Source organism: Streptomyces sp. NBC_00523 (assembly GCF_036346615.1).
Lineage (GTDB): Bacteria > Actinomycetota > Actinomycetes > Streptomycetales > Streptomycetaceae > Streptomyces.
In genome coordinates, this window is record NZ_CP107836.1 from 4,527,701 (window position 1) to 4,552,811 (window position 25,111).

Annotated in this window: 22 protein-coding genes; 14 read left to right on the top strand and 8 right to left on the bottom strand. The window is 73.1% G+C overall.

What is annotated here, in order from left to right; translation table 11 throughout:
- Positions 1 to 46 precede the first annotated feature (46 nt).
- The 5 genes from OHS17_RS20735 to sucD all read left to right on the top strand — a co-directional run bounded on the left by OHS17_RS20735 (position 47) and on the right by sucD (position 6,992).
- On the top strand, positions 47 to 1,159 hold the full coding sequence (locus tag OHS17_RS20735) for an ATP-binding protein (protein WP_330313374.1): 1,113 nt from the start codon (positions 47 to 49) through the stop codon (positions 1,157 to 1,159).
- Positions 1,156 to 3,513 (top strand): DUF5682 family protein, encoded by a 2,358-nt coding sequence (locus tag OHS17_RS20740; protein ID WP_330313375.1) that lies wholly within the window; start codon positions 1,156 to 1,158, stop codon positions 3,511 to 3,513. The genes OHS17_RS20735 and OHS17_RS20740 overlap by 4 nt, the downstream gene beginning before the upstream one ends.
- Positions 3,510 to 4,715, top strand: a complete 1,206-nt coding sequence (locus tag OHS17_RS20745; RefSeq protein ID WP_330313376.1) for a vWA domain-containing protein — start codon at positions 3,510 to 3,512, stop codon at positions 4,713 to 4,715. Before OHS17_RS20740 ends, OHS17_RS20745 begins: the two co-directional genes overlap by 4 nt.
- Positions 4,716 to 4,904: 189 nt before the next feature.
- Positions 4,905 to 6,086, top strand: a complete 1,182-nt coding sequence (gene sucC / locus OHS17_RS20750; RefSeq protein WP_073862690.1) for an ADP-forming succinate--CoA ligase subunit beta — start codon at positions 4,905 to 4,907, stop codon at positions 6,084 to 6,086.
- 21 nt (positions 6,087 to 6,107) lie between these two features.
- Positions 6,108 to 6,992, top strand: a complete 885-nt coding sequence (gene sucD / locus OHS17_RS20755) for a succinate--CoA ligase subunit alpha (RefSeq protein ID WP_018101125.1) — start codon at positions 6,108 to 6,110, stop codon at positions 6,990 to 6,992.
- A 104-nt stretch (positions 6,993 to 7,096) separates the two neighbouring features.
- Here sucD and OHS17_RS20760 read toward each other — a convergent pair whose 3' ends face one another.
- On the bottom strand, positions 7,097 to 8,350 hold the full coding sequence (locus OHS17_RS20760; protein WP_330313377.1) for a helix-turn-helix domain-containing protein: 1,254 nt from the start codon (positions 8,348 to 8,350) through the stop codon (positions 7,097 to 7,099).
- A gap of 125 nt (positions 8,351 to 8,475) precedes the next feature.
- Between OHS17_RS20760 and OHS17_RS20765 the strand changes: the two genes are divergently transcribed.
- Positions 8,476 to 10,041, top strand: coding sequence for a cell division protein PerM (locus tag OHS17_RS20765; protein ID WP_330315311.1), 1,566 nt, complete (start codon positions 8,476 to 8,478; stop codon positions 10,039 to 10,041).
- Here the strand turns inward: OHS17_RS20765 and OHS17_RS20770 are convergent.
- Complete coding sequence (locus OHS17_RS20770; RefSeq protein WP_330313378.1) at positions 10,031 to 10,870, bottom strand: hypothetical protein; 840 nt, start codon at positions 10,868 to 10,870, stop codon at positions 10,031 to 10,033. The genes OHS17_RS20765 and OHS17_RS20770 overlap by 11 nt on opposite strands.
- A gap of 296 nt (positions 10,871 to 11,166) precedes the next feature.
- Between OHS17_RS20770 and purN the strand changes: the two genes are divergently transcribed.
- Together purN and purH are read left to right on the top strand one after the other, a co-directional pair.
- Positions 11,167 to 11,823 carry a phosphoribosylglycinamide formyltransferase gene (purN, locus tag OHS17_RS20775; protein WP_161211252.1) on the top strand — a complete coding sequence of 219 codons (657 nt, stop codon included), beginning with the start codon at positions 11,167 to 11,169 and terminating at the stop codon, positions 11,821 to 11,823.
- A complete protein-coding gene (gene purH / locus OHS17_RS20780) occupies positions 11,810 to 13,363 on the top strand; it encodes a bifunctional phosphoribosylaminoimidazolecarboxamide formyltransferase/IMP cyclohydrolase (protein ID WP_330313379.1) in 1,554 nt (517 codons plus the stop codon). The genes purN and purH overlap by 14 nt, the downstream gene beginning before the upstream one ends.
- Before the next feature lie 84 nt (positions 13,364 to 13,447).
- Here the strand turns inward: purH and OHS17_RS20785 are convergent, their stop codons facing one another.
- A complete protein-coding gene (locus OHS17_RS20785; RefSeq protein WP_330313380.1) occupies positions 13,448 to 14,032 on the bottom strand; it encodes an RDD family protein in 585 nt (194 codons plus the stop codon).
- Between the two features lie 226 nt (positions 14,033 to 14,258).
- Here OHS17_RS20785 and OHS17_RS20790 point away from each other — a divergent pair, with 226 nt between their 5' ends.
- The 3 genes from OHS17_RS20790 (at position 14,259) to OHS17_RS20800 (ending at position 16,954) form a co-directional block, all read left to right on the top strand.
- Positions 14,259 to 15,128: a bifunctional methylenetetrahydrofolate dehydrogenase/methenyltetrahydrofolate cyclohydrolase gene (locus OHS17_RS20790; RefSeq protein ID WP_018101118.1), complete on the top strand. Its 870-nt coding sequence runs from the start codon at positions 14,259 to 14,261 to the stop codon at positions 15,126 to 15,128.
- Positions 15,109 to 15,606 (top strand): DUF3017 domain-containing protein, encoded by a 498-nt coding sequence (locus tag OHS17_RS20795; RefSeq protein ID WP_330315312.1) that lies wholly within the window; start codon positions 15,109 to 15,111, stop codon positions 15,604 to 15,606. The genes OHS17_RS20790 and OHS17_RS20795 overlap by 20 nt, the downstream gene beginning before the upstream one ends.
- Positions 15,607 to 15,964: 358 nt before the next feature.
- Complete coding sequence (locus OHS17_RS20800; RefSeq protein WP_330313381.1) at positions 15,965 to 16,954, top strand: malate dehydrogenase; 990 nt, start codon at positions 15,965 to 15,967, stop codon at positions 16,952 to 16,954.
- Positions 16,955 to 17,017: 63 nt separating this feature from the next.
- Here OHS17_RS20800 and OHS17_RS20805 read toward each other — a convergent pair whose 3' ends face one another.
- Together OHS17_RS20805 and OHS17_RS20810 are read right to left on the bottom strand one after the other, a co-directional pair.
- Positions 17,018 to 17,740 carry an isocitrate lyase/PEP mutase family protein gene (locus tag OHS17_RS20805; protein ID WP_330313382.1) on the bottom strand — a complete coding sequence of 241 codons (723 nt, stop codon included), beginning with the start codon at positions 17,738 to 17,740 and terminating at the stop codon, positions 17,018 to 17,020.
- Between the two features lie 8 nt (positions 17,741 to 17,748).
- Positions 17,749 to 18,258, bottom strand: coding sequence for a carboxymuconolactone decarboxylase family protein (locus OHS17_RS20810; RefSeq protein WP_330313383.1), 510 nt, complete (start codon positions 18,256 to 18,258; stop codon positions 17,749 to 17,751).
- A gap of 47 nt (positions 18,259 to 18,305) precedes the next feature.
- Between OHS17_RS20810 and pdxR the strand changes: the two genes are divergently transcribed.
- Positions 18,306 to 19,712 (top strand): MocR-like pyridoxine biosynthesis transcription factor PdxR, encoded by a 1,407-nt coding sequence (gene pdxR / locus OHS17_RS20815; protein WP_330313384.1) that lies wholly within the window; start codon positions 18,306 to 18,308, stop codon positions 19,710 to 19,712.
- A 39-nt stretch (positions 19,713 to 19,751) separates the two neighbouring features.
- On the opposite strand, the gene rocD is transcribed toward pdxR, so the two are convergent.
- Positions 19,752 to 20,957 carry an ornithine--oxo-acid transaminase gene (rocD, locus tag OHS17_RS20820; protein WP_330313385.1) on the bottom strand — a complete coding sequence of 402 codons (1,206 nt, stop codon included), beginning with the start codon at positions 20,955 to 20,957 and terminating at the stop codon, positions 19,752 to 19,754.
- Positions 20,958 to 21,136: 179 nt separating this feature from the next.
- Here rocD and trpS point away from each other — a divergent pair, with 179 nt between their 5' ends.
- Both trpS and OHS17_RS20830 read left to right on the top strand, forming a co-directional pair.
- Positions 21,137 to 22,150, top strand: coding sequence for a tryptophan--tRNA ligase (gene trpS, locus OHS17_RS20825; RefSeq protein WP_330313386.1), 1,014 nt, complete (start codon positions 21,137 to 21,139; stop codon positions 22,148 to 22,150).
- A 106-nt stretch (positions 22,151 to 22,256) separates the two neighbouring features.
- Entirely contained in the window at positions 22,257 to 22,850 is a 594-nt protein-coding gene (locus tag OHS17_RS20830) for a 2'-5' RNA ligase family protein (protein ID WP_018101110.1), read from the top strand.
- 5 nt (positions 22,851 to 22,855) lie between these two features.
- Here the strand turns inward: OHS17_RS20830 and OHS17_RS20835 are convergent, their stop codons facing one another.
- Positions 22,856 to 23,644 (bottom strand): decaprenylphospho-beta-D-erythro-pentofuranosid-2-ulose 2-reductase, encoded by a 789-nt coding sequence (locus OHS17_RS20835; RefSeq protein WP_330313387.1) that lies wholly within the window; start codon positions 23,642 to 23,644, stop codon positions 22,856 to 22,858.
- Positions 23,645 to 23,680: 36 nt separating this feature from the next.
- Positions 23,681 to 25,021 carry an FAD-binding oxidoreductase gene (locus OHS17_RS20840; RefSeq protein WP_330313388.1) on the bottom strand — a complete coding sequence of 447 codons (1,341 nt, stop codon included), beginning with the start codon at positions 25,019 to 25,021 and terminating at the stop codon, positions 23,681 to 23,683.
- Positions 25,022 to 25,111 lie beyond the last annotated feature (90 nt).

Below are 25,111 nucleotides of genomic sequence, written 5' to 3' on the forward strand. Positions count from 1 at the left end.
ACCACATCCGGCCGACCGACTCGGCGACCGATCCGGAGGGGGATCCATGAGCGTGTCCGAAACCACCCAGGCGAGCGCAGGCGAGGCGCTGCGCCCGCATGCCGAGGACGCCTTCGCCGACGAGCTGAAGGCGCTCGCGGCGGCCGACGACCGTCCCAGGCCCGAGCGTTGGCGCCTGTCGCCCTGGGCCGTCGCGACGTATCTGCTCGGCGGCACCCTGCCCGACGGCACCGTCATCACACCCAAGTACGTGGGCCCGCGCCGCCTCGTCGAGGTCGCCGTCACCACGCTCGCCACCGACCGGGCGCTGCTGCTCCTCGGCGTCCCCGGCACCGCCAAGACCTGGGTCTCCGAGCACCTGGCCGCCGCCGTCAGCGGTGACTCGACGCTGCTCGTCCAGGGCACGGCGGGCACCCCGGAGGAGGCCGTCCGCTACGGGTGGAACTACGCGCAGCTGCTCGCCAACGGCCCCAGCCGCGACGCGCTCGTGCCCAGCCCGCTGATGCGCGCCATGGCCCAGGGCATGACCGCCCGCATCGAGGAACTGACCCGCATCCCCGCCGATGTGCAGGACTCGCTGATCACGATCCTCTCCGAGAAGACCCTGCCCCTGCCCGAGCTGGGCCAGGAGGTCCAGGCGGTGCGCGGGTTCAACGTCATCGCGACCGCCAACGACCGCGACCGGGGCGTCAACGAGCTGTCCAGCGCGCTGCGGCGACGGTTCAACACCGTGGTCCTGCCGCTGCCCGCGACCCCGGAGGCGGAGGTCGACATCGTCTCCCGCCGCGTCGACCAGGTCGGCCGCTCGCTCGACCTGCCGCCCGCGCCCGACGGCCTCGCCGAGATCCGCCGCGTCGTCACGGTCTTCCGCGAACTGCGCGACGGCGTCACCACCGACGGCCGCACCAAGCTCAAGTCCCCCTCGGGCACGCTCTCCACGGCCGAGGCCATCTCCGTCGTCACCAACGGCCTCGCCCTCGCCGCTCACTTCGGGGACGGCGTGCTCCGCCCCGGGGACGTCGCGGCCGGCATCCTCGGCGCGGTCGTCCGCGACCCGGCGGCGGACCGGGTGATCTGGCAGGAGTACCTGGAGACCGTGGTCCGCGAGCGGGACGGCTGGAAGGACTTCTACCGCGCCTGCCGGGAGGCGTCCGCATGACCGGAACCCGTGCCGCGGGGCCGCTGCTGCTGGGGGTGCGGCACCACGGCCCCGGCTCGGCCCGCGCCGTCCGTGCCGCCCTCGACACGGCGAACCCCCGGGCGGTCCTCATCGAGGGCCCGCCCGAGGGCGACGCGCTGCTGCCGCTCGCGGCTGACGAGGAGATGCGGCCCCCGGTCGCCCTCCTCGCCCACGCGGTGGACGACCCCGGCCGGGCCGCCTTCTGGCCGTTCGCCGAGTTCTCGCCCGAGTGGGTCGCGATCCGCTGGGCCCTGGCCCGGGACGTGCCCGTCCGCTTCATCGACCTCCCCGCCGCGCACTCGCTCGCCATGGAGGCCGACGACGCCTCCCAGGAGGAGCCCGACGCACGGCCCGTCCCCGTCGACCCGATCCGGGTGCTCGCCGAGACCGCCGGATACGACGACCCCGAGCGCTGGTGGGAGGACGTGGTCGAGCACCGCGTCCCCGGCAGCGGTGAGGCGGCCGGACCGCTCGCCGCGTTCGCCGCGCTCGGCGAGGCGATGACCGCGCTCCGCGAGGCGTACGGGGACGGCGGGCATCCCAGGGACGCGGTGCGCGAGGCGTACATGCGCATCCAGATCCGTACGGCGAAGAAGGAGTTCGGCGACGACTTCGCCGTGGTCTGCGGCGCCTGGCACGTCCCCGCACTCCTTGTGCGGACGACGCTCACCGCCGACCGGGCGCTGCTCAAGGGCCTGCCCAAGGCCAAGGCCGAACTGACCTGGGTGCCCTGGACCCACCGCAGGCTCGCCCGGCACAGCGGCTACGGCGCGGGCATCGAGTCGCCCGGCTGGTACGAGCACCTCTTCGCCGCCCCGGACCGCCCCATCGAGCGGTGGATGACGAAGGTCGCCGGACTCCTGCGCGACGAGGACCGGTTCGTCTCGTCCGCCCACGCCATCGAGGCCGTCCGGCTCGCCGAGACGCTCGCCGCGATGCGCGGCCGCCCGCTCGCCGGGCTCAGCGAGACGACCGACGCGATCCGGGCCGTCATGTGCGAGGGCTCCGACGTGCCCCTCGCGCTCGTCCACGACCGCCTCGTCGTCGGCACCACGCTCGGCGAGGTCCCCGACACCGCCCCCGCCGTCCCCCTCCAGCGCGACCTGACCCGGCAGCAGCGCACCCTGCGGCTCAAGCCGGAGGCCGACGAGCGGGAGATCGAGCTCGACCTCCGCAAGGACACCGACGCCTCCCGCAGCCGCCTGCTGCACCGGCTCCGCCTCCTCGGCATCGCCTGGGGCGAACCGGCCACGGGCCGGGGGAGCACCGGCACCTTCCGGGAGAGCTGGCGGCTGCGCTGGGAGCCCGAGCTGTACGTGCGCGTCGCCGAGGCGGGCGTCTGGGGCACCACCGTGCTCTCCGCCGCCACCGCCCGCGCCGAGTCCGACGCCCTGACCGCCACCGCGCTCGCCGAGGTCACCGCGCTGGCCGAGCACTGCCTGCTCGCCGATCTGCCGGACGCCCTGCCCGTCGTGATGCGGGCCCTCGCCGACCGCGCCGCGCTCGACTCCGACGTCGGACACCTCGCGGACGCCCTCCCGGCCCTGGCCCGCACCCTGCGCTACGGAGACGTCCGCGCCACGGACACCACCGCCCTCGGCGAGGTCGCGGCGGGCCTCGCGGAGCGGATCTGCGTCGGCCTGCCCCCTGCCTGCACCGGGCTCGACGCCGAGGGCGCGGAGGCGCTGCGCCGTCAGGTGGACGGCGTCCACACCGCGATCGGGCTGCTCGCGGGAGCCGTCCCTTCGAGCGCGGACGGCCTGCGGGCGCGGTGGCGCGCGGTGCTGCACAAGCTCACCGTCCGGGACACCGTCGCGGGCGTCATCCGGGGCCGGGCCGCCCGCCTGCTCCTGGACGACGGCCACCTCGACCAGGACGCCGCCGCCCGGCTGATGGGCCTCGCCCTCTCCCCGGGCACTCCGCCGGCCGACGCGGCCGCCTGGATCGAGGGCTTCGTCGGCGGGGCGGCGGGCGGCGGCATGCTCCTCGTCCACGACGAACGGCTGCTCGCCCTGGTGGACTCCTGGCTCACCGCGGTCCCCGCCGACACGTTCACCGACGTGCTGCCCCTGCTGCGGCGCACGTTCTCCGCGTACGAACCGGGCGTCCGGCGCACCCTGGGCGACCTCGTCCGGCGGGGCCCGGCCCCCGTCGGGGCGACCGTCGGCTCCCCGTCGGGGGCGGGCGCGACGGCCCCGGGCTTCGGGCCGGTCCTGGACGCGGCCCGCGCGGACGCGGTGGTCCCGGTCCTGCGCCTGCTCCTCGGCCTGGACGAGCGCCCCGCGACGGCCCCCGCGCACCACGACGACACACCCCTGGGGGAAACGGCATGACGGTCAAGGACACCGCCCACGACGAACGGCTGCGGCGCTGGCGCCTGGTGCTGGGAGCCGACAGCGAGGAGAGCACCGGCCGCGCTCTCACCGGCCGCGACGCCGCGATGGACCAGGCGCTCACCGCGCTCTACGAGAGCGGCGGACGGCCCGGCGGCCGGGGCGGCGGCGGACGCTCGGCCGGACTCGGCGCCTCCGCGCCCTCCGTGGCCCGCTGGCTCGGTGACATCCGGACGTACTTCCCCAGCTCCGTCGTCCAGGTCATGCAGCGCGACGCGATCGACCGCCTCGGCCTCTCCGCGCTCCTGCTCGAACCGGAGATGCTGGAGGCCGTCGAGGCCGACGTCCACCTCGTCGGCACGCTGCTCTCGCTCAACAAGGCCATGCCCGAGACGACGAAGGAGACCGCCCGGGCCGTGGTCCGCAAGGTGGTCGAGCAGCTGGAGAGGCGGCTCACCACCCGCACCCGGGCCACGCTCACCGGCGCGCTCGACCGCTCGGCGAAGGTCACCCGCCCCCGCCACCACGACATCGACTGGAACCGCACCATCCGGGCCAACCTCAAGAACTACCTGGAGCTGCCCGGCCGGGACGGCGCCGGCACGATCGTCCCGGAACGGCTCATCGGCTACGGCCGGGCCGCCCAGTCCGTGAAGAAGGACGTCATCCTCTGCATCGACCAGTCGGGCTCGATGGCCGCCTCCGTGGTTTACGCCTCGGTGTTCGGCGCGGTGCTCGCCTCGATGCGCTCGCTCCAGACCCGGCTGGTCGTCTTCGACACGGCGGTGGTCGATCTCACCGACCAGCTGGACGACCCCGTGGACGTCCTGTTCGGCACCCAGCTCGGCGGCGGCACCGACATCAACCGCGCCCTCGCCTACTGCCAGTCCCGGATCACCCGGCCGGCCGACACCGTCGTCGTGCTCATCAGCGACCTGTACGAGGGCGGCATCCGCAACGAGATGCTGAAGCGGGTCGCCGCGATGAAGGCGTCGGGGGTCCAGTTCGTGACGCTGCTCGCGCTCTCCGACGAGGGCGCCCCGGCCTACGACCGCGACCATGCGGCGGCGCTGTCCGCCCTCGGCGCCCCCGCCTTCGCCTGCACGCCGGACCTCTTCCCGGACGTCATGGCCGCCGCGATCGAGAAGCGCCCCCTGCCGATACCGGACCCGGAGACCGCCCCCACCAGTGGGAATCTGTGACCGTAATCACCGCCCAGGTGTGATCTGCGATTTAGGGTCACACCGGCCTCGGGGATAACCTGCGAGATGGACATGCCGCGTATCCGGTCACCGTGTGCGCCTTCCTAGTGACACCGCAGTCACGTTGCCCCTCGCGGCACGCCCACGCAGAAAACCAACCGCGAGACCATTGATAAGGGACGGACGCGCGTGGACCTGTTCGAGTACCAGGCGAGGGACCTCTTCGCCAAGCACGGTGTACCGGTGCTGGCCGGTGAAGTCATCGACACGCCTGAGGCAGCCCGCGAGGCGACCGAGCGGCTGGGCGGCAAGTCCGTCGTCAAGGCGCAGGTGAAGGTCGGCGGCCGCGGCAAGGCCGGCGGCGTCAAGCTGGCGGCGAACGCCGACGAGGCGGTCGCCCGCGCGACCGACATCCTCGGCATGGACATCAAGGGCCACACGGTCCACAAGGTGATGATCGCCGAGCTGTCGCCGGAGATCGAGGCGGAGTACTACGTCTCGTACCTGCTCGACCGCACCAACCGCACCTTCCTGGCCATGGCCTCGGTGCAGGGTGGCATGGACATCGAGGAGGTCGCGGAGAAGACCCCCGAGGCCCTCGCGAAGGTCCCGGTCAACGCCGTCGACGGCGTCGACATCGCCAAGGCCCGCGAGATCGTGGCCCAGGCGAAGTTCCCGGCCGACGTGGCCGAGGGCGTCGCCGAGGCCCTGGTCACCCTGTGGGAGACCTTCGTCGCCGAGGACGCGCTCCTCGTCGAGGTCAACCCGCTGGTGAAGACCAAGGACGGCCGCATCCTGGCCCTGGACGGCAAGGTCTCGCTGGACGAGAACGCCGACTTCCGCCAGCCGGAGCACGAGGCTCTCGAGGACAAGGCCGCGGCCAACCCGCTCGAGGCCGCCGCCAAGGCCAAGAACCTCAACTACGTCAAGCTCGACGGCGAGGTCGGCATCATCGGCAACGGCGCCGGTCTGGTCATGTCGACCCTGGACGTCGTCGCGTACGCCGGTGAGAACCACGGCAACGTGAAGCCCGCCAACTTCCTCGACATCGGTGGCGGCGCCTCCGCCGAGGTCATGGCGAACGGCCTGGAGATCATCCTCGGCGACCCGGACGTCAAGTCCGTCTTCGTCAACGTCTTCGGTGGCATCACCGCCTGCGACGAGGTCGCCAACGGCATCGTCCAGGCCCTGGAGCTGCTCAAGTCGAAGGGCGAGGCCGTCACCAAGCCCCTCGTCGTGCGTCTCGACGGCAACAACGCGGAGCTGGGTCGCAAGATCCTCTCCGACGCCAACCACCCGCTGGTCCAGCGCGTGGACACCATGGACGGCGCGGCCGACAAGGCCGCCGAGCTCGCCGCGGCTGCGAAGTAAGGAAGAGGGACTCAGACCACCATGGCTATCTTCCTCACCAAGGACAGCAAGGTCATCGTCCAGGGGATGACCGGCGCCACGGGCATGAAGCACACCAAGCTCATGCTCGCCGACGGCACCAACATCGTCGGCGGCGTGAACCCGCGCAAGGCCGGCACGACCGTCGACTTCGACGGCACCGAGGTGCCCGTCTTCGGCTCCGTCGCCGAGGCGATGGAGAAGACCGGCGCGAACGTGTCCGTCCTCTTCGTGCCGCCGGCCTTCTCGAAGGCCGCCGTCATCGAGGCGATCGACGCCGAGATCCCGCTCGCCGTCGTGATCACCGAGGGCATCGCCGTCCACGACTCGGCCGCCTTCTGGGCGTACGCCGGCTCGAAGGGCAACAAGACCCGGATCATCGGTCCGAACTGCCCCGGCCTGATCACCCCCGGCCAGTCCAACGCCGGCATCATCCCGGGCGACATCACCAAGCCCGGCCGCATCGGTCTCGTGTCCAAGTCCGGCACGCTGACCTACCAGATGATGTACGAGCTCCGCGACATCGGCTTCTCGTCCGCCGTCGGCATCGGTGGCGACCCGGTCATCGGCACGACGCACATCGACGCCCTCGCGGCGTTCGAGGCGGACCCCGAGACCGACCTGATCGTCATGATCGGCGAGATCGGCGGCGACGCCGAGGAGCGTGCGGCGGACTTCATCGCGAAGAACGTCACCAAGCCGGTCGTCGGTTACGTCGCGGGCTTCACCGCCCCCGAGGGCAAGACCATGGGCCACGCGGGCGCCATCGTCTCCGGCTCCTCCGGCACCGCCCAGGCGAAGAAGGAGGCCCTCGAGGCCGCCGGCGTGAAGGTCGGCAAGACGCCGACCGAGACCGCCAAGCTGGCGCGCGAGATCCTCGGCGCCTGACCCCGCAGCCGCGCTCGCGCGGCAGGGTGTCACCGTACGCACGACGCGGGCCCGTCCCCCTCACCCGGGGGACGGGCCCGCGTCGTCGTGCGCGCCGGACCGGTTCAGCCGGTCTCCGGCACCAGCCGGGCCGGGCCGTGGAAGACCTCGTCGCCGAGCTTCTTCCGCAGCTTGACGTCCTGCGGGGTCAGCTTCTGCGGGCCCCCGACCGGCGGCACCCCGCCGACCTTCTGGGCGGGCGCCGGAGGCGTCTCGTACTTCCGGGGAGCCGTCGCCAGGGTGATCAGCGTGAGCCCCACGATCAGCACGGTGAACGCGATGGCCGTCCGGGCCCACAGCTGCGCCTTGCGTTCGCTGCCGGTACGGATCAGCTCCGGCACCGGCAGCGGGGCGACGGGCCGGCTGCGGGCGAGGGTGCCCAGCTGCTCGTGGATCAGCGCGGACTGCCCGGCCGGTGCCTCCGGCTCCGCGATCTCGGGCAGCCGCTCGGCGACCGCCGCCCGTGCCGTCACCAGTCGCCCGGCCGCCGCCCGGGTGCTCGCCTCGGTCTCCGCCGCCGTCTCCGGCAGCCCGAGCCCCACCCCGTCGTGCAGCACCAGCGTGCGGCGGTACGAGGGGGGCAGGGCCAGGAGCGCGTCCAGCAGCGCTCGCGAGGCCGGGGCCTCGGGCGGCGGGTCGAGGCGGCGGTGCTCCCGGTTGAGACGGCGCCACGGGGACATCGCGTACTCGTACGCGGCGGCCCGCACCCAGCCGACCGGGTCCCGGTCCACCGCGACCTCCGGCCACCGCTCCCAGGCCAGTTCGAACGCCTTGGTCACGGCCGCGCGGGACAGGGCGCGCTGCCCGGTCAGCAGATAGGTCTGCTGGAAGAGGGCCGAGGCGGCGTACTGGTACAACGCGTCGAACGCGGCAGCGGGCGCGTCGGGCGCGTGGCCGGGGTCCGGATCGCCAGGAGGCGCCTCGGCTGCCTCGGGCACAACAGCAGCCTCGGCCTCAACGACCTCGTCCGGCGCAACGGCTTCAGGCTCGACGGCTTCCGGCTCAACGGCCTCGTCCGGTTCGGTGGCGGCCATGGCTACGCTCCCGGGGGCTTCGGCAGGAACCGGCGGAGGGGGTGCCGGAGGCGCAGGCGGTGCCAGGGCGGCCTCGACCGCCCCGATCAGCCGTGCGTACGCCTCGCGCTTGCGGCCGCGCGGGCTGCTGCGGCCCGTCTCCCAGGCCCGCACCGTCGCCCGGGTCACGCCGACGGCCGACGCGACCTGGTCCTCCGTCAGCGACAGCGCCTCCCGCAGCCTGCGCCGCTCCTTCGGCGAGGGCAGCGGAGGGGCGGCGGCCTTCTCGGACGTGCTCTGCGTCATGAGGGCCGCCCACACGGCCTGCACCGGGTGAAAAAGTACATAAACGTATATTGATCGACACCCCGGCTGTTCGCCCGTTACACGAAATAAGCGCGTGTCGTTGGCAGCATGACCGCGTGACCCAAGTGACCGAACGCAGCCCCTTGTTGTCGCAGGACGAGCGGGTACGGCCCGTCGTACTGGTCTCCGCGGTGTTGCGCGGGGCCGTCGCGGCCGGGCTCGGACTGGGCTCCCTCGCCGTCCTCGTCGCCGCGCTCTGGATCAGCTCACCGGCCCCGGACAGCGGTCCGGGCGAGGCGTTCCACGCGGCGGCCGGGCTCTGGCTCCTCGCGCACGGCGCCGAACTCGTCAGGACCGAGACGCTGACCGGGGCCCCGGCACCGATGGGCGTCGTCCCGCTGCTGCTCTCCGTGCTGCCGGTGTGGCTGGTGCACCGGGCGGCCAGGGACGTGCTGGAGCCCGAGGAGGGGCACGGCGCCCCGTCGCCGGGGGGTGCGTTCGCCCTGGTGACGGGCGGATATCTGCTGGTCGGCGGGGCGGTCGCCCTCTACGCGCGCGGCGCGTCGCTGTCCGCGCGGCCGCTCTCCCTGCTCTTTCCCGGCGCCCTCGTGGTGGCGGGCGCGGCGGCGGCCGGGGTGTGGACGGCCTGCGGGCGCCCGCTCGGCCCGCCGCCCTCCTGGGCGCCGGTGCGGCTGCACGAGGCGATGGCGCGCAGCTGGTTCCTGCGGCGGGCCGACGCGGTGGGCCGGTCGGCGCTGGCCGGGACCGCGGTGCTGCTGGGCGGCGGCGCGCTGGTCGTCGCGTCGGCCCTGGTGTGGCACGGCGCTCCGGTCCAGGAATCGTTCCTCCGGCTCTCCGGCGACTGGGGCGGCCGCGTCGCCGTGCTCCTGCTGGCGCTGGGGCTCGTGCCGAACGCGGCGGTGTGGGGCGCGGCGTACGGGCTCGGCCCCGGGTTCGCCCTCGGCACGGCGTCGACGGTCACCCCGCTGGCCTTCACCGGGCCCCCGGCCGTCCCCGACTTCCCGCTGCTGGCCGCGATGCCCGCGCCCGGCCCGGGCGCCCCGCTGAACTGGGCGGCCGCGGCGGTCCCGGTGGCGGCGGCGCTGACCGTGGCCTGGTTCACCGTACGGAGAGCGGTGCCGGCCGAGGGCGTACGGGAAGAGGCGTGGGGCCTGGGGGAGACCGCGCTCACCACCGCACTGGGGGCTGCGGGCTGCGGGCTCGGCGCCGCGCTGCTGGCGGCGGCCGCCGGGGGACCGCTCGGCACCCACGCCCTCGCGGACTTCGGACCGGTGTGGTGGCTCACCGGGGCGGCGGCCCTGGCGTGGACGACGCTCATCGGCGTCCCGGCGGCCCTGCTGCTACGGGCCTGGCGGCTGCGCGGACGCAAGAAGGAGGACGCCGATCCGGCGCACCCGGTGAGCACGGCCAAGGCCCCCGAGACCCCCAGGGCCCCCGCGCCCGCCGTCCCCCAGCCGCCCGTACCCGCGAAGGACGCGAAGGACGCGAAGGACGCGAAGGACGCCAAGAACGCGAAGGGCGAGGACGAAGACCAGGGCCAGGGCCAGGACGAAGGCGACGACGAGGACGACCTCGACGCGTACGACTTCCTGCCCACCGACCCCTGGCACGCAAGGGAGACCGAGCGGGAGGCCGACGCGCCCCCCGGCCCCCCGACCGCTAGCGCTTGACGCCGAAGAAGGGCTCCAGCGGCTTCGGGAGCAGGTCGTTGCAGGTCAGCTGGCCCGACTTGGTCAGGGCGTCGTTCACACAGGTGTAGTAGTCGCGGTAGACCATCTGCACCGTGAACGTCGTCGCGACGATCGCCAGCGCGACCACGCCCGTCACCAGACCGCTCACCGCGGCCGTGGTCTGCTGCCGGCCCCCGCGCTGCGCGGCGAGCGTGTCCGGCGCGGGAGCGGTCCCCTCCGCCTGGGGGCTCTCCGCCCCGGCGGGCGCGGCGGCGGCACCGGGCACCGGCGGCTTCGGCTTGGCACGCAGCGCGCTGACCGCCCAGTACGTGGCGAGGGCGCCGAGCAGCAGGGCGATCTCCGAGAAGTCGAAGATCGCGAAGAAGAAGGCCCACATGCCGGAGAGCAGCGCGTAGCGGGCGCGGCGCTGGATGGGGTCGGTCGGGTCCCAGCGCGGACCGGCCGGGGGCCGTTCCGTACCGCCGGGGCCGGAGGGCCGCCCGCCGAAGGAGCCGTTCTGGCGGCCGGGCTGCCGGCTGCTCCACTGGCTGCCCCACGCGGGCCGGTCGTCGGACGGTCCGCCCTCGGGCCGGTCGTCGCCGTTCGCCGAGCCGTTCGACGACCCGTCGGGGGAGCCGGACGGGTGGCGCGGCTGCCAGGGCTGGTCGGGCCGGCCCTCGGGCGGCGGGGCGAAGGGGTTGTCGTCGTTCGGGCTCCCGGAGGAACCGGAGGAGCCGGAGGGAGAGGACGAGGAGGAGCGCTCGCGCATCAGCACGGCGGCCCGCTCGGGCAGCGGCTGGCGGAAGGCGGTGCGGCGTCGGTCCGGCATGTGGTGAACGTCTTCCCCATCTCGTCGTTTCCGCCCGGCGGACGGTTCGCTGCCCCTGACGCTACCTTCCGGCGAGGAGGGGCCGAAAGCGGGGAGCGCGGGGGTCCGTCACCCCCGTCAGGCAGGGGTGCGGCGAGGTGCCGGTATCGTTGCTGACGGTCGGCCCGTTCGTAGAGTTCCCCGTATGGGGGAGCGCGCTTCTTTCGTACGACCGTACAAATCGCAGGCCGCCGCCCCGGTGCCGTGGTGGCGGGCCGGCCGCTTCGAACCGCTCGCACGCGAGAAAGGGCCCAGCCGTGGCCTCCCCGCTTCCCTCCGCCGCCCCGGCCCGTGTGGTCGTTCTGGTCTCCGGTTCCGGTACGAACCTTCAGGCCCTGCTCGACGTCATCGGTGACGATCCCGAGGGCTTCGGCGCCCGGATCGTCGCGGTCGGCGCCGACCGCGACGGTATCGCCGGCCTGGAGCGGGCCGAGCGCGCCGGGCTCCCCACCTTCACGTGCCGCGTCAAGGACCACGCCACCCGCGAGGAGTGGGACGCCGCGCTCGCCGAGGCCACCGCCGCGCACCGGCCGGACCTCGTGGTGTCCGCCGGGTTCATGAAGATCGTGGGCAAGGAGTTCCTGGCCCGGTTCGGCGGCCGGTTCATCAACACCCACCCCGCCCTGCTCCCCAGCTTTCCCGGTGCCCACGGTGTGCGTGACGCGCTCGCGTACGGCGTGAAGGTCACCGGGTGCACCGTCCACTTCGTCGACGACGGCGTCGACACCGGTCCGATCATCGCGCAGGGCGTGGTCGAGGTGACCGAAGAGGACACCCCGGAGGGCGAAGCGGCCCTCCACGAACGCATCAAGGAAGTCGAGCGCAAGCTGCTCGTCGAGGCCGTGGGGCGGCTCGCCCGCGACGGCTATCGCATTGAGGGACGAAAGGTTCATCTCGGTCATGTCGGAGAATAAGCCCATCCGCCGCGCCCTGGTCAGCGTCTACGACAAGACGGGCCTCGAAGACCTCGCCCGCGGTCTGCACGAGGCGGGTGTCGAACTGGTCTCCACCGGGTCCACCGCCGGAAAGATCGCCGCCGCCGGTGTCCCGGTCACCAAGGTCGAGGAGCTGACCGGCTTCCCCGAGTGCCTCGACGGCCGCGTCAAGACGCTGCACCCCCGCGTCCACGCCGGCATCCTCGCCGACCTGCGCCTCGACGCGCACCGCGCGCAACTGGCCGAGCTGGGCGTCGAGCCGTTCGACCTGGTCGTCGTCAACCTGTACCCGTTCAAGGAGACCGTCGCCTCCGGCGCCACCGCCGACGAGTGCGTCGAGCAGATCGACATCGGCGGCCCGTCGATGGTCCGCGCCGCCGCCAAGAACCACCCCTCCGTGGCCGTCGTCACCAGCCCGGAGCGTTACGCCGACGTGCTCGCCGCGGTCAAGGCGGGCGGCTTCGACCTGACCGCCCGCAAGCGGCTCGCCGCCGAGGCGTTCCAGCACACCGCCGCCTACGACGTGGCCGTCGCCGGCTGGTTCGCCGACGACTACGCCGCCGCCGACGACTCCGGCTTCCCGGACTTCCTCGGTGCGACGTACGAGCGCGAGAACGTCCTGCGCTACGGCGAGAACCCGCACCAGCCCGCCGCGCTCTACACCTCCGGCACCGGCGGTCTCGCCGAGGCGGAGCAGCTGCACGGCAAGGAGATGTCCTACAACAACTACACGGACACCGACGCCGCCCGGCGCGCCGCGTACGACCACGCCGAGCCGTGCGTCGCGATCATCAAGCACGCCAACCCGTGCGGCATCGCCATCGCCGACGACATCGCCGAGGCGCACCGCAACGCGCACGCCTGCGACCCGCTCTCCGCGTTCGGCGGCGTGATCGCCGTCAACCGCCCGGTGACCGTCGCCCTGGCCGAGCAGGTCGCGGAGATCTTCACCGAGGTCATCGTCGCCCCGGCGTACGAGGACGGCGCGGTCGAGATCCTGGCGCGCAAGAAGAACATCCGCGTGCTGCGCTGCCCCGAGGCCCCGTCCGCCGAGGTCGAGGTCAAGCCGATCGACGGCGGCGCGCTGCTCCAGGTCACCGACCGCCTCCAGGCCGAAGGCGACGACCCGGCCAACTGGACGCTCGCCACGGGCGACGCGCTCTCCGCCGACGAGCTGAAGGAGCTCGCCTTCGCGTGGAAGGCGTGCCGGGCGGTCAAGTCCAACGCCATCCTGCTCGCCAAGGGTGGCGCCTCGGTCGGCGTCGGCATGGGTCAGGTCAACCGGGTCGACTCCGCGAAGCTGGCCGTCGAGCGCGCGGGCGAGGAGCGGGCCGCCGGTTCCTACGCGGCGTCCGACGCCTTCTTCCCCTTCCCGGACGGGCTGGAGATCCTGACCGCCGCGGGCGTCAAGGCCGTGGTCCAGCCGGGCGGTTCGGTCCGCGACGAGCTGGTGGTCGAGGCCGCGAAGAAGGCCGGCGTCACGATGTACCTCACGGGCACCCGGCACTTCTTCCACTGAGCCGGTTCGTCCCCGTACGACCGAGGGCCGTAACCCCACGCGATGCGCGTGCGGTTACGGCCCTCGGGCCTGTCGGACGGCCGGTCAGCCGACGCGGACGACGACGCTGGAGCAGATCTTGTCCGCGAACGTCTGGTTCTTGTCGTCCCACAGCGGCCACAGCCAGCCGATGTAGCAGGCGAGGCTGTCCAGGAAGTGGGCGATGTAGCGGACGAAGGCCATGCCGAAGCCGAGCGGCCGGCCGTCGGCCTCGCGCAGCAGGCTGATGCCGAGGGCCTTCTTGCCGATGAACTGGCCCGTCGTGCCCTCCTTGTAGAGCTTGAACAGGCCGCCGCCGATGCCCACGATGATGCCGAGGAACACGATCGCGGAGCCCGCGCCACCGCCCACGCCGCCGCCGATGCCCAAGAGGATGCCGTAGGGGAGGCCGATGACGATGCCGTCGATCACGATCGCGCCGACGCGGCGCCACCAGCCGGACAGCGGCGGGCGCGCGCCGTAACCGGGCTGCTGGCCGTAGTCGCCGCCGGGCACCGGCGGGGCCGTCGGGTAGCCGTAGCCCTGCTGCGGTACACCCTGCGGGGCCTGCGGGTAGCCGTAGCCCGGCTGCTGCGGCTGACCGGGCTGCTGCCCGTAGGGGTTGTTCGGGTTCGGGTCGCCGAAGCTCATGGGCGTTCCTCCAACAGACGTACGGGGACGGTGCGGCCGCACGGAGGAAAAGAAAACGTCAGCGGTCCAGCCCCCCGGTTACTGCTGCGGCACAGCGGCCCTCATCGTTATAAGCCGTTAGTACGTTTGTCCAGCCGCGGCGCAAGAAGTTGTCCAAGTGCAACCTTGCGTCCACGCCTGGTACCTGATTGGTCCGAGGGCGGGGTCATCCGGGAGTATGGGGACCATGACTGCCCAGATTCTCGATGGCAAGGCCACCGCAGCCGCGATCAAGTCCGATCTGACCGCCCGCGTGGCGGCCCTCAAGGCCCGGGGCGTCACGCCCGGCCTGGGAACCCTGCTGGTCGGGGACGACCCGGGCAGCAGGTGGTACGTGAACGGCAAGCACAAGGACTGCGCCCAGGTCGGCATCGGGTCCATTCAGCGCGAACTCCCCGACACCGCCACGCAGGAGGAGATCGAGGCCGTCGTCCGCGAGCTCAACGCCGACCCCGCCTGCACGGGTTACATCGTGCAGCTTCCCCTCCCCAAGGGCATCGACACCAACCGCGTCCTGGAACTGATGGATCCGGCCAAGGACGCGGACGGCCTGCACCCGATGAACCTCGGCCGTCTGGTACTCAACGAGACCGGACCGCTGCCGTGCACCCCGCAGGGCGTCGTCCAGCTGCTGCGCCACCACGGCGTCGAGATCAACGGCGCCCACGTCGTGGTCGTCGGACGCGGTGTCACCATCGGCCGGTCCATCCCGCTGCTGCTCACCCGCAAGTCGGAGAACGCCACGGTGACCCAGTGCCACACCGGCACCCGGGACCTGGGCGCCCACCTGAAGCAGGCCGACATCATCGTCGCCGCCGCGGGCGTGCCGCACATCATCAAGCCCGAGCACGTGAAGCCGGGCGCGGCCGTCCTGGACGTCGGCGTCAGCCGCGACGAGAACGGCAAGATCGTCGGCGACGTCCACCCCGGCGTGGCCGAGGTCGCCGCCTGGATCTCGCCGAACCCGGGCGGTGTCGGCCCGATGACCCGCGCCCAGCTCCTCGTCAACGTGGTCGAGGCCGCCGAGCGCGACGCGGCTGCCGTCTCCGCCGGCTGACCCCGTGGCTGCTGGTACGAGTCCGGACACCGGCTCCACGGAGGCCGGTGCGGCGGCGGCCCCCGACGCCCCCGCCGAGACGCGGCGGGCCCGGCGGTTCTCGCTGACCCGCGACACCGCGCGGCCCGAGGGCGGCGGGCGGGCCGCGGGCGGGGACGCGCCGGCCCCGGCCCGGCAGTGGCCGCTGCTCGCGGTGCTCTGCACGGCCGGCGCCGGACTGCTGATCGTGGCGGCCGATCCGTTCGAGCAGGCCTTCCGCGTCGGCACGATACTGATCGGCATCGCCCTCGTCCTGGGCGCGGTCCTGCGCGTGACCGTCCGGTCGGTGGGCATGCTCGCGGTGCGGTCCCGCTTCACCGATCTGGTGACGTACGGCCTGCTCGGCGTCCTCATCGTGCTGCTCGCGCTGGTCGCGCAGCCGGAACCGTGGCTCGACATCCCGTTCCTGGAGGACGCGGTCCACTTCACGGTCCGCTGAACCCGCGCTCCGAAGAGCGGAAGAACCGGTGGCCGTCCCCTCCCCCGAGAAGGGACGGACACCGGAGTCCGGGGCAACCCCGGAGCGCGAAGCTCCCGAAGCGGCGGTTGAGCGGCCTTGCCCCGTCCTGCGTCCAGCCTTGTTGACGGCCCTCACCCGTTCAAGGGATGGCTGTTCCCTGTGGCACGGAAGTGACCATTCCGCCACCGTGTGATCGACAGGCAACGGGGGGCGGGCGGCCGTGGGGTTCCGGGTCGGATAGCCTGGCCGACGGATATCTCTTCACATCAAGATTCAGGGAGATGTCCCGCACCAGGGGCCAGGAGCCCGGACCGCCAGCTGTCTAACGGAGATCGCCATGACCCGCACTCCCGTGAATGTCACCGTGACCGGCGCAGCCGGCCAGATCGGCTACGCGCTGCTCTTCCGCATCGCCTCCGGCCACCTGCTCGGCCCGGACGTGCCGGTCAACCTGCGTCTCCTGGAGATCCCCCAGGGGCTGAAGGCCGCCGAGGGCACCGCGATGGAGCTCGACGACTGCGCCTTCCCGCTGCTGCGCAACATCGAGATCACCGACGACGCGAACGTCGGCTTCGCCGGTGCGAACGTCGCCCTGCTCGTCGGCGCCCGCCCCCGCACCAAGGGCATGGAGCGCGGCGATCTGCTCTCCGCCAACGGCGGCATCTTCAAGCCGCAGGGCAAGGCGATCAACGACAACGCCGCGGACGACATCAAGGTCCTCGTCGTCGGCAACCCGGCCAACACCAACGCGCTCATCGCGCAGGCCGCCGCCCCGGACGTCCCGGCCGAGCGCTTCACCGCGATGACCCGCCTCGACCACAACCGCGCGATCTCGCAGCTGGCCGCCAAGACCGGTGCCGCCGTCTCCGACATCAAGAAGCTGACGATCTGGGGCAACCACTCGGCCACCCAGTACCCGGACATCTTCCACGCCGAGATCGCCGGCAAGAACGCCGCCGAGCTCGTCAACGACGAGGCGTGGCTGGCCGACACCTTCATCCCGACCGTCGCCAAGCGCGGCGCCGCGATCATCGAGGCCCGGGGCGCGTCCTCCGCCGCCTCCGCCGCCAACGCCGCCATCGACCACGTGTACACCTGGGTCAACGGCACCGCCGAGGGCGACTGGACCTCGATGGGCATCCCGTCGGACGGCTCCTACGGCGTGCCCGAGGGCATCATCTCGTCCTTCCCGGTCACCACGAAGGACGGCAAGTACGAGATCGTCCAGGGCCTGGACATCAACGAGTTCTCCCGTGCGCGCATCGACGCCTCGGTGAAGGAGCTCACCGAGGAGCGCGACGCGGTCCGCGAGCTCGGCCTGATCTGATCCACCACACACCACGCCCCCGGCAGCCGCAACGCTGCCGGGGGCGTGGTGTTCGTTACGCGGTCAGAGCCCGGCCGCGATCTCCCGCACCGCGGCCATGGCCCGGCGCTGGAGCCCCGGCCCGAAGGTGATCCGGGTCGCCCCCAGCTCACCGAGGCGGCGCGGCCCCGGCCCGTCCGGCCGGGCCAGCGCGTTCAGCGGCAGCCCGGGCAGGGCGGCGGCCAGCGGCCCGAACGCCTCGGGCGGGGCCAGGATCGGGTAGACGCAGTCCGCGCCCGCCGCCGCGTAGAGCTCCGCCCGGCGCAGGGTCTCCGCCGCCGGGTCCACCCCGTCCGCGACGCCCGTGACGTACGTGTCGATCCGGGCGTTCACGAACAACGAATCCCCGGCCGCCGCCCGTACCTCCGCCAGCCGGTCCGCCTGCCGTCCGGCGTCCAGCAGGGCCCCGCCCACCGTGTCCTCCAGATTGCAGCCGACCGCCCCGGCCGAGAGCAGCCGCTCGACCAGCTCGCCGGGCGGCAGCCCGTACCCCGCCTCGACATCGGCGGAGACCGGTACGGGGACGGCCCGGGCGATCCGGGCCACCGCCGCGAACATCTCGTCGGCGGGCGTCGAGCCGTCCTCGTAACCCAGCGACGCGGCGACCCCCGCGCTCGGCGTGGCGAGCGCGGGGAAGCCGGCGTCCGCGAAGGCGCGGGCGCTCGCGGCGTCCCACGGGCCCGGGAGGACCAGCGGGTCGCCGGGGGCGCGGCCGTGGTGCAGGGCCCGCAGGCCCGACGCGGTCACCGGGCCGCTCAGCCGTGGTCGCCGGGCGTGTAGTGGCCCGGCACCATGCGGGTGGTCACGGCGAACCGGTTCCAGGCGTTGATCGTGATGATCGCGCCGATGAGGTGGGCCAGCTCCTCCTCGCCGAAGTGCTTCGCGGCCCGCGCGTACACCTCGTCCGGCACGAAGCCGTCGGTCAGCACGGTCACCGCCTCGGTCAGCTCGATCGCGGCGATCTCCTTCGGCGTGTAGAAGTGCTGCGACTCCTCCCACGCGCTGAGCTGGACGATCCGCTCCAGCGACTCGCCCGCCGCGAGCGCGTCCTTCGTGTGCATGTCCAGGCAGAACGCGCAGTGGTTGATCTGCGAGGCGCGGATCTTCACCAGCTCGCCGATCACCGGGTCGATGCCCCTGCGGGCGGCGGCGTCCAGGCGGGCCATCGCCTTGTATACGTCGGGAGCGTGCTGCGCCCAGGCCAGGCGCGGGGTGTGCTCGGGGCAGTAGCCGGAGGTGCTGTTGCTGTTCTCGTTCGTCGTCATGACCTCAACGCTACGGGGGGAGTGGCGCAGCGGTATGGTCCATTTCCATGACAGATGCCTGGGCCACTTTCGGCGCCGACCTCCATATCGACCCGACCGGCTCGACCGGGCTGCGGGCCGGCCTGATGGACGCCCTGCGCGAGGCCGTCCGCACCGGCCGGCTGACCCCCGGCACCCGCCTGCCGTCCTCCCGCACGCTCGCCGCCGACCTGGGCATCGCCCGCAACACCGTCGCCGACGCCTACGCGGAGCTCGTCGCCGAGGGCTGGCTCACCGCCCGGCAGGGCTCCGGCACCAGGGTGGCCCGCCGCGCCGACCCCCGGCCCCCGGCGGCGCCCGAGGCCCCGCGCGCCAGACCGCCGCGCAGCGCACCCGCGTACAGCCTGAAATCGGGCACCCCCGACCTCGCCACCTTCCCGCGCGCCGAGTGGCTGAAGGCCGCCCGGCGCGCCCTGTCCGCCGCGCCGAACGACGCCTTCGGCTACGGCGACCCGCGCGGCCGGATCGAGCTGCGCACCGTCCTCGCCGAGTACCTGGCCCGGGCGCGCGGGGTGTACGCCGACCCGGACCGGATCATCGTCTGCTCCGGCTTCGTGCACGGCCTGATGCTGCTCGGCAAGGTGCTGCACGGGCGCCGGGTACGCGAGGTGGCCGTGGAGTCGTACTGCCTCGGCATCCACACCCGCCTGCTCACCGAGGCCGGGCTGCGCATCCCCTGTCTGCCGGTCGACGAGCTGGGCACCCGGACCGGCGAGCTGCACACCCTGCGCCAGGCGGGCGCGGTCCTGCTGACCCCGGCGCACCAGTTCCCCACGGGCGTCCCGCTCCACCCGGACCGGCGGGCGGCGGCCGTCGACTGGGCCCGGTCCACCGGCGGGCTGATCCTGGAGGACGACTACGACGGCGAGTTCCGGTACGACCGCCAGCCGGTCGGCGCCCTCCAGGGCCTGGACCCGGAACGCGTCGTCTACCTGGGCACCGCCAGCAAGTCCCTGGCACCGGGGCTGCGGCTCGGCTGGATGGTGGTGCCGCGCGCCCTGGCCGCCGAGATCGCCGAGGCGAAGGGGGCGAGCGACTGGGCGCCGGGCGCGCTGGACCAGCTGACGCTGGCGGAGTTCATGGCCTCGGGGGCGTACGACCGGCATGTGCGGTCCATGCGGCTGCGCTACCGCAACCGCCGCGACCAGCTCGTCGCGGCCCTGGCCGAGCGCGCCCCGGAGATCCGGGTCAGCGGGATCGCCGCCGGGCTGCACGCCCTCCTCGAACTCCCGGAGGGCAAGGAGGCCGAGGTGATCCGGGCGGCGGCCTGGCAGGGTCTCGCCCTGGAGGGCCTGGCCTTCTACCGCCACCCGGACGCCGACCTGAAGCGCGAGGCGCTGGTCATCGGCTACGGCACCCCGACGGACAGCGCGTGGACGGGGGCGCTGGAGGCGCTGCTGCGGGTGCTGACCTAGGGGGTGTCTTGCCCCGCAGCCCCTCGGCCCCGCGACCCCTCAGCCCCGCAGGACCTCCCGCAGCTGCTCAAGGCCCCAGTCCAGGTCCTCCTTGCCGATGACCAGCGGCGGCGCGATCCGGATCGTGGAGCCGTGGGTGTCCTTCACCAGGACCCGGCGCTCCATCAGCTTCTCGGAGATCTCCCGGCCCGTGCCCAGCTCCGGTTCGATGTCCACGCCCGCCCACAGCCCGCGTCCCCGGACGGCCTGCACCGAGCCCCCGCCGGTCAGGAGGCCCAGCTCGTGGTGGAGGTGGTCGCCCAGCTCGGCGGCGCGCTGCTGGTACTCGCCGGTGTTCAGCATCGCGATGACCTCCAGCGCCACCGCGCAGGCCAGCGGATTGCCGCCGAACGTCGAGCCGTGCTCCCCGGGGCGGTACACCCCGAGCACCGCAGCCGACGACACCACGGCCGACACCGGCACCACACCGCCGCCGAGCGCCTTGCCCAGGAGGTACATGTCGGGGACGACGCCCTCGTGCTCGCAGGCGAAGGTCTTCCCGGTCCGGCCCAGACCGGACTGGATCTCGTCCGCGATGAACAGCACGTCCCGCTCACGGGTCAGCTCCCGCACCCCGGCGAGATAGCCGGGCGGCGGCACCAGCACGCCCGCCTCGCCCTGGATCGGCTCGATCAGCACGGCCACGGTGTTCTCCGTCATGGCCGCGCGCATCGCGGTGAGATCCCCGTACGGCACGATCTCGAAACCGGGGGTGTACGGGCCGAAGTCGGCGCGGGCCTCCGGGTCCGTGGAGAAGCTGATCACCGTGGTCGTGCGGCCGTGGAAGTTGTCGGCGGCCACGATGATCTTCGCCATGCCGTCCGGGACGCCCTTGACCCGGTAGCCCCACTTGCGGGCGGTCTTCACCGCCGTCTCGACGGCCTCCGCCCCGGTGTTCATCGGGAGCACCATCTCCATGCCGCACAGCTCCGCGAGGCGCGTACAGAAGTCGGCGAACCGGTCGTGGTGGAAGGCCCGGGAGGTGAGCGTCACCCGTTCCAGCTGCGCCCGCGCCGCGTCGATCAGGCGGCGGTTGCCGTGGCCGAAATTGAGCGCCGAGTATCCGGCGAGCATGTCGAGGTAGCGGCGGCCCTCGACATCGGTCATCCAGGCCCCGTCCGCCGTGGCGACGACGACGGGCAACGGGTGGTAGTTGTGCGCGCTGTGCGCCTCGGCGGAGGCGATGGCGTTTTCCGTGGTCGACACGGGATCTCCGATCGTCGTGCGGCGTGGGCTGAGGTTGGGCCCACTTTGTATCGTCGGTCGGTTCTTCCGCGGGGAAACCTTCGGTTCACGGCGCGGCTGATTCTTCCGCCGCGAGAGCCCCGCAGGCGATTCCTCCACCGGGCGCCCGGGAAGGGCCGCACACCTGAGACAATGAGCGCATGGCCTCTGAACGTCCCCGCGTGCTCTCCGGAATTCAGCCCACCTCAGGCTCGTTCCACCTCGGCAACTACCTCGGCGCGGTCCGCCAGTGGGTGGCCCTGCAGGAGTCCCACGACGCCTTCTACATGGTGGTCGACCTGCACGCGATCACCGTCGCGCAGGACCCGGCGCAGCTGCGGGCGAACACCCGGTTCGCCGTGGCCCAGCTGCTGGCCGCCGGGCTCGACCCCGAGCGCTGCACGCTGTTCATCCAGAGCCATGTGCCCGAGCACGCCCAGCTGGGCTGGGTCATGAACTGCCTGGCCGGGTTCGGCGAGGCGTCCCGCATGACGCAGTTCAAGGACAAGTCCGCCCGGCACGGCGCCGACCGCACCACGGTCGGCCTGTTCACCTACCCGATGCTGATGGTCGCCGACATCCTGCTCTACCAGGCCGACCAGGTCCCGGTGGGCGAGGACCAGCGCCAGCACCTGGAGCTGACCCGTAATCTCGCCGAGCGGTTCAACAGCACCTACGGCGACACCTTCACCGTCCCGGACCCGTACATCCTCAAGGAGACGGCGAAGATCTACGACCTCCAGGACCCGTCCTCGAAGATGAGCAAGTCGACGGCGAACCCTAAGGGTCTGATCAACCTCCTGGACGAGCCGAAGGCCACCGCCAAGAAGGTGAAGAGCGCCGTCACCGACACCGACACGGTGATCCGCTTCGACCGCGCCGAGAAGCCCGGCGTCAGCAACCTGCTCACCATCTACTCGACGCTCACCGGCGCCTCGGTGCCGGAGCTGGAGCAGAAGTACGAGGGCAAGGGCTACGGCGCGCTGAAGACGGACCTGGCCGAGGTCATGGTCGACTTCGTCACACCGTTCCGTACGCGGACGCAGGAATATCTGGACGACACCGAGACGCTGGACTCCATCCTGGCCGAGGGCGCCGAGAAGGCGCGGGCCGTGGCGGCGGAGACCCTGGCGCTCACCTACGACCGGATGGGCCTTCTGCCCGCCAAGCACTGAGTCCAAGGACCCTGGCGGCGGAGGGCCCGCAGGCGGCACACTTGCGGCGTGATGCTTGCGGCCGTCAGTGGCTGAAAACAGACCACCGAGGATTGAGGAGAACGACGTGGGGACCGTAACGCTCGGCGTTTCGATCGCGGTCCCGGAGCCCTACGGCAGCCTGCTCCAGGAGCGCCGCGCGAGCTTCGGGGACCCTGCCGCACACGGCATTCCCACCCACGTCACCCTCCTGCCGCCGACCGAGGCCCTGGCGGCCGACCTGCCCGCGATCGAGGCGCACCTCGCCTCGATCGCGACCGGCGGCCGCCCCTTCCCGATGCGGCTGTCCGGCACGGGCACCTTCCGCCCGCTCTCGCCGGTCGTCTTCGTCCAGGTGGTCGAGGGCGCCTCGGCCTGCTCCTGGCTCCAGAAGCGGGTACGGGACGCCTCCGGGCCGCTGGTGCGCGAGCTCCAGTTCCCGTACCACCCGCATGTGACCGTCGCCCACGACATCCCCGAAGCGGCGATGGACCGGGCGTACGAGGAGCTCGCCGACTACGAGGCGTCCTGGATCTGCGGCTCCTTCGCGCTGTACGAGCAGGGCCGCCTGGACCGGGTCTGGCGCAAGATCAACGAGTTCCCGTTCGGCGCCGGGGGCGCGGGTCCCGCCGTCCCCGCGCAGAGCGGCAGCACCCTGGACACCCCCTCGCTGCACCCGTAACAGGGTCAGACCGGCAGCCGCCGGAACAGCGGCCGGGGCACGTGCCGCAGCGCGGACATCACCGCGCGCAGCGCCCCCGGCACCCACACCGTCTCCTGGCGCCTCCGCAGCCCGGTCACGATCGCGTCCGCCACCGCGCCCGGCGTCGTCACCAGCGGCGTCCGGGTGAACGGGATCGTCGCCAGCGGACCCCCGGCCTCCCGCACCCCCGCCGCGTCCGGCACCACGAGCCCCGGGCGCACCACCATCACGTGCACCCCCGTGCCGTGCAGCGCGTCGCCGAGGCCCTGCGTGAAGACGTCCAGGCCCGCCTTGCTCGACCCGTAGATGAAGTCCGCCCGCCGGGCCCGCTCACCGGCCACCGAGGACAGCACCACCAGCGAACCGTGCCCCTGCGCCTGGAGCGCGCCCGCGCACACCAGCCCGGCGGAGACCGCGCCGGTGTAGTTCGTCTGCGCCACCCGGACCGCCGCGAGCGGTTCCTCCTCGTCGCGCCCCTGGTCGCCGGGGATGCCGAAGGCGAGCAGCACCATGTCGATGTCGCCCTCGGCGAAGACCTTGCCGAGGACCGTCTCGTGGGACTCGGTGTCCAACGCGTCGAACGCCACGGTCTGGACGTACGCCCCCAGGTGGCGCAGGTCCTCCGCCGCGGCCTCCAGGGCGGGCGAGGGGCGGCCGGCCAGCCAGACCGTGCGGGTGCGGTGGGCGATCAGGCGGCGTGCGGTGGCGAGCCCGATCTCCGACGTGCCGCCGAGGACGAGCAGGGACTGCGGGGCACCGAAGGCATCCTTCACGGGAACGCTCCTTGCAGGGGGAAGAGAAGAGGGGATCTACAGCGACAGCCGGCGGGACAGGTCCGAGCGGAACGCCCCGTTCGGGTCCAGTTCGGCCCGCAGCGCCCGGAAGTCGGGCAGCCGCGGGTACATCGCGGCGAGCGCGCCGGGGCGCAGCCGGGCGTCCTCGGTCAGGGAGACCCGGCCACCCGCCGCCGCCACCTCCTCGTCCAGCGAGTCGAGGAAGCGGGCGAGCCCCGGCAGCCCGGCCGGCAGGTCGAGGGAGAGGTGCCAGCCGGGCGCCGGGAAGGACAGCCAGCCCGGACCGCCCTCGCCGCACCGCCTGAGCACCGCCCGGAAGGAGGGGCAGCGGCTGCGCGCGATGCGCCCGACGATCCGGCGCAGCGTCTCCTCCTGCCCGTGCCCGACCAGGAACGCGTAGTGGATGCGGCCGCCGGTGGGCGAGACGCGGTTGCTGTGCGGCCGGGCGTCCAGGGCGCGGAAGAAGGCGCCGACGGGCTGGAGTTCACCGGTGCGGGACCGGGGCGCGGCGCGGTAGCCGAACTCGTTGAGCGCGGTGGCGGACAGCCGGCCGAAGAGGCGGGGCAGCAGCGGCAGCGCGGCGGGGCGGCGCGCCCGACCGAGGGCGAGCGCGGTGTGCCGGGCGTGTCCCGGGAGCGCCTGCACCGGGACGTGGTCCGCGCGCACCAGGACGCCGCGGCCGGTGGCCCGGCCCCGGGCGGTGAGGTCGATCCGGGCGTACTCGTAGGGGCGGTGGCCGCGGGCCATCCGGCCCAGCAGGTCGTCGAGCCCGGCCGCCCGCTCGGTGTCGACGGACATCAGGGCCGTGGTCACGGGCCGGAACCGGAGCGTGGCCGAGAGGATCACGCCCGTCAGGCCGAGGCCGCCCGCGGTCGCGTCGAAGAGCGGGGTGCCCGGGAGCACCGTACGCACCTCGCCGTCGGCGGTGAGCAGCGTGAACTCCGTGACGTGGCGGGAGAAGGAGCCGGCCGCGCGGTGGTTGTCGCCGTGCGCGTCCGAGCCGATCGCACCGCCCACCGTGACGTAACGCCCGCCGGGCACCACCGGCGGGAACCAGCCGAGCGGAAGCATCACCTCGCGCAGCCGGTGTAGCGTCGTGCCCGCGTCGCAGACCACCAGGCCGGCCGCCGCGTCGATGGTCCGGACGCGGTCCAGCGCCGTCATGTCGAGGACCGAACCCCCGGCGTTCTGCGCCGCGTCGCCGTGCGTCCGGCCCAGGCCCCGGGCGATCGAGCCGCGCGGCCCGCAGCCCAGCACGGTCGCCGCGGCCTCCTCGTAACTACGGGGACGGAAACGCAGCGCGGTCGTCGGGGCGGTGCGGCCCCAGCCGGTCAGGGACACGGTGTCGACAGACATGAGGGTGACCGTATCGCCCGGGATAACACCTTTGAGGGATTTGTTACAACACTCACCGAAATGGGTGATTGAGGGTCCGTCATCTCCTCC